Origin of the sequence: Streptomyces milbemycinicus, assembly GCF_002154605.1 — a bacterium.
Taxonomy (GTDB): domain Bacteria; phylum Actinomycetota; class Actinomycetes; order Streptomycetales; family Streptomycetaceae; genus Streptomyces; species Streptomyces milbemycinicus.
The window spans coordinates 1-10,651 of record NZ_MUNE01000300.1 but is presented as its reverse complement, the minus strand read 5'-3'; the positions used below and the strand labels follow the sequence as shown (position 1 = coordinate 10,651).

The window sequence follows — 10,651 nt, the reverse complement described above, 5'->3', positions numbered from 1 at the left end:
TGCGCGGGCCGCGGAGGCGGCGGGGCCGCCTCCGCGGCCCGCGCACAGAACCGCGGTTCCAGCAACAACCCCGGAGGTGACCGGCGGTGACGATCGAGGTCCAGTCTCCCATCGCGCCTCGCCGCACATATCTGATCGGGCGACCCCGCCCCAGCGCGATCGTCGGCAAGAACCGCGAGACCGGCGAGATCGCGTTGATCATCGGGGGTGCGTTCATCGGGATGATGTGCGGACTGCTGGTCCCGGTGCTGACGCTGCGCATCGCCACCCTGGTGGGGTTCCCGACGCTCGCGCTGGCCGCCGTCTACGTCCCGTACAACGGCCGTACGTTCTACAAGTGGTTCGAGGTCAACCGCTCCTACAAGCGCACCGTGCGCAACAGCGCCACCTACCGCTCCACCGCCACCGAGGCCGGCACCCGCCTCGACGGCCGTGAGGTCGAGGTCGGCCCGCCGCCCGGTATCGGCCGGATCAACTGGCTGGCGGCCCCGTTCGGGCCGGACGAGATCGCGGTGCTCCTGCACGCCGACCGCCGCACCGTCACCGCCGCGATCGAGATCGAGGGCCCGGGCGTCGGGCTGCGGGACAGCGAGGACCAGGAGGCGCTGGTCGACCGGTTCGGCACGCTGCTCAAGCATGTGGCCAACGGCGACGGCTTCGTGACCCGCATCCAGATGCTGGCCCGCACCCTCCCCGCCGACCCCGACGCACACGCCAAGGACGTGGAGCGGCGCGGCGACAACGAGGCCCCCGGCTGGCTCAAGGACTCCTACGAGCAGCTGCAGTCGATGGTCTCCACCTCCTCCGAGCAGCACCGCGCCTACCTGGTCGCCTGCATGCACTACACCCGCGACCTGGCGGCCGAGGGCGCGGCCATCGCGCGCGCCGCCCGCCACAGCGCCGGCGGCCGCAAGCTCGACAAGGACGCGGGCCTGGCCGTGGTCATGGCGCGCGAGCTGACCGACATCTGCGCCCGGCTCGCCGAAGCCGACATCCGGGTGCGCCAGCCGCTCGGTCAGGGGCGGCTGGCCTCGCTGATCCACTCCATGTACGACCCGGACCACCCCATCGACCACATCCAGGCCATGACCCAGCGGAACGCCTGGCCGGCCGAGCTGGACGCGATGGAGCCCACGTACCTGCAGGCCAAGACCCGCGAGTCGAGCACCCGCGAGCCCTGGTGCCACTCCACCGCCTGGGTCAAGGAGTGGCCGATGACCCCGGTCGGGGTCAACTTCCTCGCCCCGCTTCTGGTCCACACCCCCGATGTCATCCGTACGGTCGCCGTCTGCATGGACCTGGAGCCGACCGAGATCGCGATCGAGCGGATGCTGACGGAGAAGACCAACGACGAGGCGGAGGCCAGTCGCGCCGCCAAGATGAACCGCACCGTCGACCCGCGCGATATCGCCGCGCACGGACGGCTCGACCAGCGCGGCGAGGACCTGGCGAGCGGCGCCGCGGGCGTCAACCTCGTCGGCTACATCACCGTCTCCTCCCGCTCCCCCGAGGCGCTCGCCCGCGACAAGCGGACCATCAGAGCCTCGGCGGGCAAGAGCTATCTGAAGCTCGAGTGGTGCGACCGCGAGCACCACCGTGCCTTTGTGAACACACTGCCGTTCGCGACCGGCATCCGGCGATAGAGCGATAGCGCGAGTGCGATAGCGCGGTAGCGCAATAGAGAAGACTGGGACGATAGGGGCTCTGCCGTGGCCGATCCGATTGGCGCCATCACCGAGACGTTCACCAGCTTCCTGTTCGGGAAGGTGGAGACGACCCGGATGCCGGTCCGTACGTCCACGGGGCAGGCACAGGCCGTCTATCTGCCCACCGCCGCACCGGGCCTGGGCGACTCGGGCGTGATCATCGGACGCGAGGTGTACTCCGGTAAGGGGTACATCTACGACCCGTTCCAGCTGTACGGACAGCAGCTGCCCGCCCCGCACTGGCTGGTGCTCGGCGAGTCCGGAAACGGCAAGTCGGCCCTGGAGAAGACGTACGTCCTGCGCCAGCTGCGGTTCCGCGACCGCCAGGTCGTGGTGCTCGACGCCCAGGGCGAGGACGGCGTCGGCGAGTGGAACCTGATCGCCGAGGAGCTGGGCATCACCCCCATCCGGCTCGACCCGATGGCCGCCCTGGACGGCCTTATCCGCCTCAACCCCCTGGACCCCGCGATCACCTCGACGGGGCAGCTCGCCCTGCTCCGTACGATCATCGAGGTCGCGATGGGCCACGGGCTCGACGAGCGCTCCGGATTCGCCCTCAAGGTCGCCCATGCGTACGTCAACCAGACCATCGTCGACCGCCAGCCGGTGCTGACCGACATCGTCGAGCAGCTGCGTCACCCCGAGGCGGACTCGGCGGAGGCCATGAACGTCGACATAGACGACGTACGGGCCTGGGGCCTGGACGTCGCCCTGGTGCTCGACCGGCTCGTCGACGGTGACCTGCGCGGCATGTTCGACGGCCCGACGACGGCGGGCATCGACCTGAGCGCGCCCCTCATCGTCTTCGACCTGTCCCACATCGACCGCAACTCGATCGCCATGCCCATCCTCATGGCGATCGTCGGCGTATGGCTGGAGCACACCTGGATCCGGCCGGACCGCAAGAAGCGCATCTTCCTCGTCGAAGAGGCCTGGCACATCATCAACTCGCCCTTCGTCGCCCAGCTCTTCCAGCGGCTGCTCAAGTTCGGGCGCCGCCTCGGCCTGTCCTTCGTCGCCGTCGTCCACCACCTGTCCGACGTGGTCGACGGCGCTGCGGCGCGCGAGGCCGCGGCGATACTCAAGATGGCGTCGACCCGGACCATCTACGCCCAGAAGGCCGACGAGGCCCGGGCCACGGGACGGGTGCTGGGCCTGCCACGCTGGGCGGTCGAGATCATCCCGACCCTGTCGCCGGGCATCGCGGTCTGGGACGTCAACGGCAATGTCCAGGTCGTCAAGCACCTGATCACCGAGGCCGAGCGGCCGCTCGTCTACACCGACCGTGCCATGACGGAGGACGGGCTGGCCGTCCAGCTGGCGGCCGAAGCCGAAGCGGAGGCCGAGGAGCGGGCGGCCGCGGCGGTGGAGCAGCAACTCGCCCACGAGGCCGCCGAGGCGGACCCGTACGGCGGGCCCTCGTACGGGTCGACGGTGGCCTGACATGGCGGCGGCGGGGCGGGCCCGGGGCAGCCACGGCGGCCACGGCGGTCAGGGAGGTCAGGGAAGTCAGGGCGGCCACGGCGGGGCAGGAGAGCCGGGCAGACCCCCGGCCGCCTCACAGGGCGGCATTCCGGACGGGCTGCTGATCGGCTCCATGCTCTTTCTGCTGGGGCTGACGGGGCTGGTGTGGACCGCGACCGGGCTGGCCGGGCTCTTCGCCCACGGCGCCTGGCCGGACGGTGTGCGCTTCCTCCGTACGCCCCTGGCCATGCGCGGACTGGCCCAGCAACCCCACAACCTCGGCGCGGCATGGCCCGACACGCCGCAGGAGCAGCTGTCGGGATACGGGCTGTTCTGGGGCCTGTTCATCAGCGAGCTGATGGTGCTGATCGTGCTGACGGTGTTCGTCGTCGGCACCTTCACCCGCTACCGCGCCGTGCGCGCCAGGCGCCGCACGGAAGCAGCGGAAACAGCGGAAGGACACGAGTACGCCCCCAGGACGGGCGCCACAGACGGGCCAGGGGGGCCAGGAGCGCCGGGAGGACCGGGAAGACCGGGGCAGGACGCCACACCCGGCCGAGTCCCGGGCCACGCCGCCGATACGGCCCAGGCCGCACAGCGAGGCGGCGACCACGGCACAGCGGGCACCGCCGACCGGACCACCGGCGGTCCCGTCCCCGCCGAACCGCAGGCCGACCGACAGACCAACCGACAGACCGACTGGCAGACCGACTGGCAGACCGGTCAGGCAACCGCCGTCACCGGGACGCCGGGGGCTCGCACCGCGGCACCCCACCACATCGCCGAGCAGCGGGCAGACACATGGGCCGGCGCAGGCGCGGAGCCGCCCGCCGAGCCCACAGCCGCTTCGGCTCAGCCGATGCCGACCCCGCGCGGCGGCCCAGGCGGTGGCCCAAGCGGCGGCCCAGGCAGCGGCCGGGGGTTCCCCGGGGCCGAGGTGACGCACTCCCGCGTCCTCTACGGCTCGCAGCGCGGCGACGCCGCGTCCCAGGCCGTCCTGGATGCCGACGGCCCGGTCCTGGTCGTCACCAGCGACGCCGCGCTGTGGACGACGACCAAGGACGCGCGCGCGAAGTTCGGCCCCACCCATGTCTTCGACCCGTCCCATCTCCTCGACACCCCGGCCCGGCTGCGCTGGAACCCCGCGGCGGGCTGTGAGTCCCGCGATGCCGCGGCCGCCCGGGCCACCGCGCTCCTCGCCCCCGTACGCCCCCTGCACGCCGTGGACCGGCCCATGGCGGAGGCCGCGGAGACCATGCTCCGCTGCTGGCTGCACGCGGCCGCGGTGGACGGCCGCCCGTTCCGTCAGGTGCACCGCTGGGCGCAGGGCAACTCGGCGCATGAGCCGGTACGGATCCTGCGAACCCATGCGAAGGCGGCGGGGGGCGCGGCCGGTGAGCTGGAGGCCACGCTCACCGCGCACCCCGAACGCCGGGACATGGCCCAGGAACTGACGGCCCGTGCGCTGGCCGCGCTGTCCTCGATCCACATCAGGGACGCCTGCAACCCAGGCCGTTCCGACACCCTCGCGTTGGAGTCATTCATCGGCGAAGGGGGAACGCTGTATGTGATGGGCGAATCCATTGAGGATCCGCGGACCCATCCGGGTGCGATGCCCTTGTTGACCGCACTCGCCTCACACGTGGTCGAGCACGGCCGGCGCATGGCCGAACGGTCATCCTCCGGTCGGCTCGACCCACCACTCACCCTCGTCCTGGACGACGTCGCGGCCGTGGCCCCGCTGCCCCAGCTGCCGGACCTGCTGGCCCAGGGCGCGGCTCAGGGCCTGCCCACCCTGGCGCTGATGCGCTCCCAGGAGCAGGCCCGTGCACGCTGGCCGCACCGCAGCCTGATCGGCTGAGGGCGTACGCAGCCATGTCGTCGTCGACGACGACGACGAGCCCGGCAGCAGAGGAGCCAGCTGCAAAGGGTCCCAGGTGCTAGGGGCTAGGTGTCGCGCATGCGCAGCAGCAGGCCGCCGGCCAAGAGCGCCGCGGCGGCCCATCCGGCGGTGACGCCGAGACCGGCCCAGGGGCCAATGGGCAGGCTGCGGATGTCGGTGGTGGCCTGGACGGCGAGCCCGGCGCTCATCGGCCCGATCCGCTGGAGCAGGCGCTGCCAGTGCGGATTGCCGATCATCTGGGAGAGGACGGGGACCAGGTAAAGCAGGCCGAGGACGATCCCGATACTGGTCGCGGAGTCCCGCACGATGGTGGCGACGCCGAGGCTGAGCAGGGCGATCAGGGTCAGGTAGAGGATCGACCCGAAGGCCGCACGCAGCGTGGGCCAGTCGGTCAGGGACAGGGGCGGGTGGCCACGGGTGGTCGTGAAGGCGTGGCCGGGCAGGAGGAGCCGCCCAGCCGCCAGCGACCCGAGAACCGCGATGGTCCCGGCCGCGGCCACGATCCCGGTGAGGGTGACGGCTTTGGCCGCGAGGACGGTGGCCCGATGCGGTGTCGCCGCCAGGGTGGTGCGGATCATGCCCGTGCCGTACTCGCCTGCGATGACCAGTACGGCCAGGATGGCGACCAGCGCCTGGCCCAGCAGGACGCCGATGAGGCTGAGCTTGGTCATATCGCCGCAGCCGGCGGACGCGCATGTCACCACCGAGGTCGCGCCGGCGCTCAGGGCCACGGTCGCCGCGATCATGCCGAGCAGCAGCCAGAGAGGGCTGGTGACGGTCCGTAGCTTCGTCCATTCCGCGTGCAGGGCCGGTCTCATGCGTCCCTCCTGCGGAGAAGGACGGCGGCTGCGGCCAGGCTTGCCACCGCGTAGCCTGCCAGGACGGCGAACCCTGCCCACGGTGCCAGCGGGTAATAGCCGTTGTAGGGCGTGTAATTGCTGGCGACCTGGCGATACTGCACAAGCGTCTGCTGGACGGCGAAGGCCGCGCCCGGGGTCACCCGGGCCAGCCAGTTCGACACGCTCGCGGGTATGAACGGGATGGCGATCAGGATGTAGGGCAGCACGATGGCCACGATGACGGTGGTGACCGCGCCGGCACTGTGCCGGAATATGGTGCCGACGGCGAGGGCCAGGACCGAGGCGGTCGCGAGCAGCGCCGCGATCCCGAGCTCCACCCGTAGTTCGGTTGAAGACGTCACCGGGAAGACGTACACGCCGTTGGCCCGGGCGAGCCGCTCGCCGAGCGGAACCGCGACGGCCGCCCCCGCCAGCCCGGCGACGAAGGTGACGCCCCCCAGCACCGTCGCCTTGGCCACCAGCACCCGGCTCCGTCTCGGGCCGGCGGCCAGGGTTACATGGATCAGGTTCTTCCGGTATTCCGTGGTGATGAACAGCGCCCCCACGACGATCACCACGATCAGCGCGGCGAACGTGCCGGTGAGGAGTTCTCCGAGGGTGCCGCCGGTCGGCAGAGTGTCGCGAACGGCGGGCGCTATGTCGCCGGCGCCGGTCACCGTGAGGCGGCCGTCGGATTCCGTGAACGAACCCGACGTGTTCTTCGGGTAGCCGGAGAAGCTGGGGGATTCGGGTCCCACCTGGCCGCCTGTCCAGTTGCCACCGGCCCAGCGCCCCTGGATACGAAGATCCCCGAAGACGGCCGTGGACACACTGCCGCGCGTGCCCATGCCATCCACGGAAGGCGGAGACGCGACGAACAGCCCGCCTTGCGCGGTCGGTCCGAGCCCGCTGACGTGCACGGTGCCCACCTTGGTCCAGTGCATGCCGTCGGCGGAGGCATAGCCGGTGATCGCGTCGCCCGAGCGGTCCAGCCGCAGCCGGCGGACAGACTCGGCGGAGACAGGACCGGGGAGGCCCGCCGTGTCGTTGACGTAGCTGTCCTGCATCCGCACGCCGTGGCTGCTGGTGACCATGATCGCCGCGTAGGGCGATCCCTGACGGGTGCTCTCCTTGATGACGATCCCGGCCTTCGCCCACGGCACGATGCCGGGCCGCAGGTCACCGGGACGCTTGGGGACGCTGCTCCTGAGCGCGGAAACGGAGACAGTGATGCTGCCGTCTCCCGCCAGCGGCTGGTGCACGAAGTAGAAGCTGTCGGTAACCGGCTCACCACCCGGTCCGACCGGAACGGGCGGTGAGCCCTTCTGATCGCTACTGACCCCGGCGAGCAGGGCGAACAGCACCACCATCAGTGCTGCCACCACCACGCCGGTCACCCAGCCCAGGACCGTCCGGAACTTGGTCCACTCCGCGTGCAGCAACTGCACGAAACCGTCCCGCCCGGCCCCCCGGCCGGACCGGTACGGCGTAACAGTGGGGGTCACCGCGAGACCTCCGTGGGCGTCCCGGCGCGGAACTCGACCGCGTCGCGGGTGAGTTCCAAGTAGACGTCCTCAAGGGTGGCGCGGTGCGCTGATACCTCGGAGAACGGCACCGCGCTCTCGCCGAGCAGCGTCACGATCCGGTCCGCGGGCAGGCCGGAGACCGTGATGGTGTCGCGGCCGGTGGCCGCCACGGCCGCGCCTGCACACCTGAGCACCGTCATCGCGTGTGTCCCGGCCGTGGTCCGCAGGGCCACCCGGTTCCCGGACGCGGCCGCGATCAGCTCGGCCACGCCGTCGTCGGCGATGACCTTGCCGCGCCCGACCACGACGAGATGATCGGCTGTGTCCTGTACCTCGCTCATCAGGTGGCTGGAGACCAGCACGGCGCGGCCCTGAGCGGCCAACGACCGCAGGAAGCCGCGCATCCAGATGATGCCGTCGGGGTCCATGCCGTTGAACGGCTCATCGAGCATGATGATCGGCGGGTCGCCCAGCAGGGCCGCGGCGATCCCGAGCCGCTGCCGCATGCCGAGCGAGTAGCCGCCGGCCTTGCGCCGGGCCGCCGGGACCAGGCCGACCTGCTCGATCACCTGGTCCACCCGACGCGCGGCCAGGCCCTGCGAATGCGCCAGCCACAGCAGGTGGTTGCGCCCGCTGCGGCTGGGGTGCAGTGCCGCCGCGTCCAGCAGTGAACCGACATGGTTCAGCGGGTGCCGAAGGCTGTGGTAGGGCTTCCCCTCGATGAGCGCGGTGCCCGCCTCAACCGCGTCCAGGCCGAGGATCACCCGCATGGTGGTGGACTTCCCGGCCCCGTTCGGCCCCAAGAAGCCGGTCACCAGCCCCGGGCGGACGGTGAAGGACATGCCGTCGAGGGCCAGGGCCGCCCCATATCGCTTGCGCAGTCCGGCGACGACGATCCCTGGGTCGCTCACCGCGGCGAGCTCATGGTTCGAAATGGACTCATGCCGACGGTTGTACGCGGCACCCGGTTCCGGCCCGGTCGCAGCGGCTGCGACCCGGCTGCAACCGGGGATCTGGCATCGTCGAGGCATGGCATCTCGACCCGGCGGCCGGTTCGGCCGCCCTGTCCGCCCCGTCCGCCCTGTCCGCCCCGTCCGCCCCGTCCGCCCTGTCCGCCCTGTCCGCACGGCGACCTGCGGTGAGTGGCGGTGAGGGTCCTCGTCGCCGAGGACTTCGAAATCCTCGCCCGCTCCATCGGAACCGGACTGCGTCGCGAGGGCATGGCCGTCGACGTCGTCCTGGACGGAACCGCCGCCCTCGACCGCCTGGCCGTCACCCGCTACGAGGTGGTGATCCTCGACCGCGACCTACCAGGCGTCCACGGAGACGAGATCTGCCGACAACTCGCACACGGCCGCTGCGAGACCCGCGTACTGATGCTCACTGCCTCCGACACGATCGAGGACCGTGTCGACGGGCTCAGCCTCGGCGCCGACGACTACCTGCCCAAGCCGTTCGCGTTCGCCGAACTGGTCGCCCGCGTCCGTGCTCTGGCCCGCCGCGCCGCCCCGCCGCTACCGCCCACCCTGGCCTGCGGGGACATCACCCTCGACCCGGCCCGCCGCACCGCGTTCCGGGCCGGCCGGCGCCTTGAGCTGAGCCCCAAGGAGTTCGCCCTCCTCGAATGCCTGCTCGCCACACCTGGTCTGGTCATCTCCGCCGAGGAGTTGCTCGAACGCGTCTGGGACGAGGCCGCCGACCCCTTCAGCAGCGCCGTCAAGCACACCATGCACCGGTTGCGGGCCAAGCTCGGTGAACCGCCCGTGATCGAGACCATCCGCGAAGGCGGCTACCGAATCGGAACGTCATGACCTCCCCCCAGCAGCTCGCCAGAAGGTCCTTGCAGACGCGGCTCGCGCTCGCCTACGCGGCAGGCGTCTACGCCGCCGGGGTCTTCGTGCTCGTATGCGTCGCCGTCCCGCTGGCCGGCGTCCAGTCGACCAAGCCCAAAGACCACCCGTCATCGGGTGCGATCACCGGAACCGGAAACGGAATCAGCCTGCCCCAACTCCTCACGGGATCCGCCGTCGCCCTGGTCATCCTGATTCCCGTCGCCCTGGCTCTCGGCTGGTTCGTCGCCGGCCGGTTCCTGCACCCGCTGCGCGCCATGACCGCCACCGCCAAAATCATCTCCGCCGGCGACCTCCACCGACGCCTCGACCTCGGCGAGCCCACGGACGAGCTGACCGAGCTCGGCCACACCCTCGACGACCTGTTCGCCCGCCTTCAAGCCTCCTTCGACGCCCAACGCCACTTCGTCGCCAACGCCTCCCATGAGCTGCGAACCCCCCTCGCCGGCCTGCGCACCCTCCTCGAAGTCGCCCTCGCCGACCCCGACGCCGACACCGACACACTGCGCTCGGCCTGCCAAGAGGCCCTCGCCCTCGGCGGCCACCAAGAACGGCTCGTCAAGGCACTGCTCGTCCTCGCCACCAGCGAGCGCGGAATCTCCCGCTGGGACACCCTCGACCTCGCCCACATCGTCGAAGGAGTGCTCGCCTCCCGCCGCGGCCAAGCAACGGAGAGAGGCATTGACCTCGCCGAACACCTGACGCCCGCGGTGACGGCCGGGGACCCGAGGCTGATCGAAAGCCTCGTCACCAACCTCATCGACAACGCCATCCGCCATAACCACCGGGACGGGCACATAGAGATCACCACTCAGACCTCCGGCACGCAGGTGACCCTTACGATCACCAACAGCGGGCCGGCCATCCCCAATGACCAGGTCCAGCGCCTCTTTCAGCCCTTCCAGAAACTAGCGCCCGATCGTAACGGCCGCCGCGACGGCTACGGTCTCGGCCTCGCCATCGTCAACGCCGTCACCCAAGCTCACCACGCCACCCTCACCACCAGCGCCCGCCCCGAAGGCGGCCTATCCATCGCGGTACGGTTCGCGTAGGCATCGTTGGATTCAGCCAGGCGGGTTGAAGATTGAGCCCAACGCAAAAATGCCTCGGTCCTGGGTATCTTTCGATACCCAGGACCGAGGCTAAAAATTGTTCGGCGGTGTCCTACTCTCCCACAGGGTCCCCCCTGCAGTACCATCGGCGCTGAAAGGCTTAGCTTCCGGGTTCGGAATGTAACCGGGCGTTTCCCTAACGCAATAACCACCGAAACACTATGAAGAAAACAAACCAACACCACACACCGCGACGGTGCGTGATTGGTTGGTCATTACTTCAGAACCAACACAGTGGACGCGAGCAACTG

The 10,651-nt window shown here is 70.5% G+C and carries 8 protein-coding genes and 1 rRNA gene; 5 read left to right on the top strand and 4 right to left on the bottom strand.

Annotation, left to right across the window (positions count from 1 at the left end; genetic code table 11):
• Positions 1–92 precede the first annotated feature (92 nt).
• The 3 genes from CCN51_RS23495 to CCN51_RS23485 all read left to right on the top strand — a co-directional run bounded on the left by CCN51_RS23495 (position 93) and on the right by CCN51_RS23485 (position 5,031).
• A complete protein-coding gene (locus tag CCN51_RS23495) occupies positions 93–1,643 on the top strand; it encodes an SCO6880 family protein (protein WP_043487166.1) in 1,551 nt (516 codons plus the stop codon).
• Between the two features lie 66 nt (positions 1,644–1,709).
• Complete coding sequence (locus CCN51_RS23490; RefSeq protein WP_086860055.1) at positions 1,710–3,149, top strand: ATP-binding protein; 1,440 nt, start codon at positions 1,710–1,712, stop codon at positions 3,147–3,149.
• A 154-nt stretch (positions 3,150–3,303) separates the two neighbouring features.
• Positions 3,304–5,031 (top strand): type IV secretory system conjugative DNA transfer family protein, encoded by a 1,728-nt coding sequence (locus CCN51_RS23485; RefSeq protein WP_014177700.1) that lies wholly within the window; start codon positions 3,304–3,306, stop codon positions 5,029–5,031.
• A gap of 86 nt (positions 5,032–5,117) precedes the next feature.
• Here CCN51_RS23485 and CCN51_RS23480 read toward each other — a convergent pair whose 3' ends face one another.
• From CCN51_RS23480 to CCN51_RS23470, 3 genes are read right to left on the bottom strand one after another with little or no spacing between them, the layout of a single operon-like run.
• The gene (locus CCN51_RS23480; protein ID WP_014177701.1) at positions 5,118–5,891 is read right to left on the bottom strand and encodes an ABC-2 transporter permease; all 774 of its coding nucleotides are present in this window, start codon (positions 5,889–5,891) and stop codon (positions 5,118–5,120) included.
• The gene (locus tag CCN51_RS23475; protein WP_043487170.1) at positions 5,888–7,417 is read right to left on the bottom strand and encodes a DUF1349 domain-containing protein; all 1,530 of its coding nucleotides are present in this window, start codon (positions 7,415–7,417) and stop codon (positions 5,888–5,890) included. The genes CCN51_RS23480 and CCN51_RS23475 overlap by 4 nt, the downstream gene beginning before the upstream one ends.
• Positions 7,414–8,349 carry an ABC transporter ATP-binding protein gene (locus tag CCN51_RS23470; RefSeq protein WP_014177703.1) on the bottom strand — a complete coding sequence of 312 codons (936 nt, stop codon included), beginning with the start codon at positions 8,347–8,349 and terminating at the stop codon, positions 7,414–7,416. The genes CCN51_RS23475 and CCN51_RS23470 overlap by 4 nt, the downstream gene beginning before the upstream one ends.
• Before the next feature lie 237 nt (positions 8,350–8,586).
• Here CCN51_RS23470 and CCN51_RS23460 point away from each other — a divergent pair, with 237 nt between their 5' ends.
• Both CCN51_RS23460 and CCN51_RS23455 read left to right on the top strand, forming a co-directional pair.
• Positions 8,587–9,249, top strand: a complete 663-nt coding sequence (locus CCN51_RS23460) for a response regulator transcription factor (RefSeq protein ID WP_014177704.1) — start codon at positions 8,587–8,589, stop codon at positions 9,247–9,249.
• Positions 9,246–10,340, top strand: coding sequence for a sensor histidine kinase (locus tag CCN51_RS23455; RefSeq protein ID WP_043487173.1), 1,095 nt, complete (start codon positions 9,246–9,248; stop codon positions 10,338–10,340). The genes CCN51_RS23460 and CCN51_RS23455 overlap by 4 nt, the downstream gene beginning before the upstream one ends.
• Positions 10,341–10,439: 99 nt before the next feature.
• On the opposite strand, the gene rrf is transcribed toward CCN51_RS23455, so the two are convergent.
• Positions 10,440–10,556 (bottom strand): 5S ribosomal RNA (rrf, locus tag CCN51_RS23450).
• Positions 10,557–10,651: the final 95 nt, after the last annotated feature.

Coding starts and splice junctions, on each gene's coding strand:
- CCN51_RS23485 (WP_014177700.1), top strand. CDS start 3,304: ATGCTCTTTCTGCTGGGGCTGACGGGGCTGGTGTGGACCGCGACCGGG.
- CCN51_RS23480 (WP_014177701.1), bottom strand. CDS start 5,891: ATGAGACCGGCCCTGCACGCGGAATGGACGAAGCTACGGACCGTCACC.
- CCN51_RS23455 (WP_043487173.1), top strand. CDS start 9,246: ATGACCTCCCCCCAGCAGCTCGCCAGAAGGTCCTTGCAGACGCGGCTC.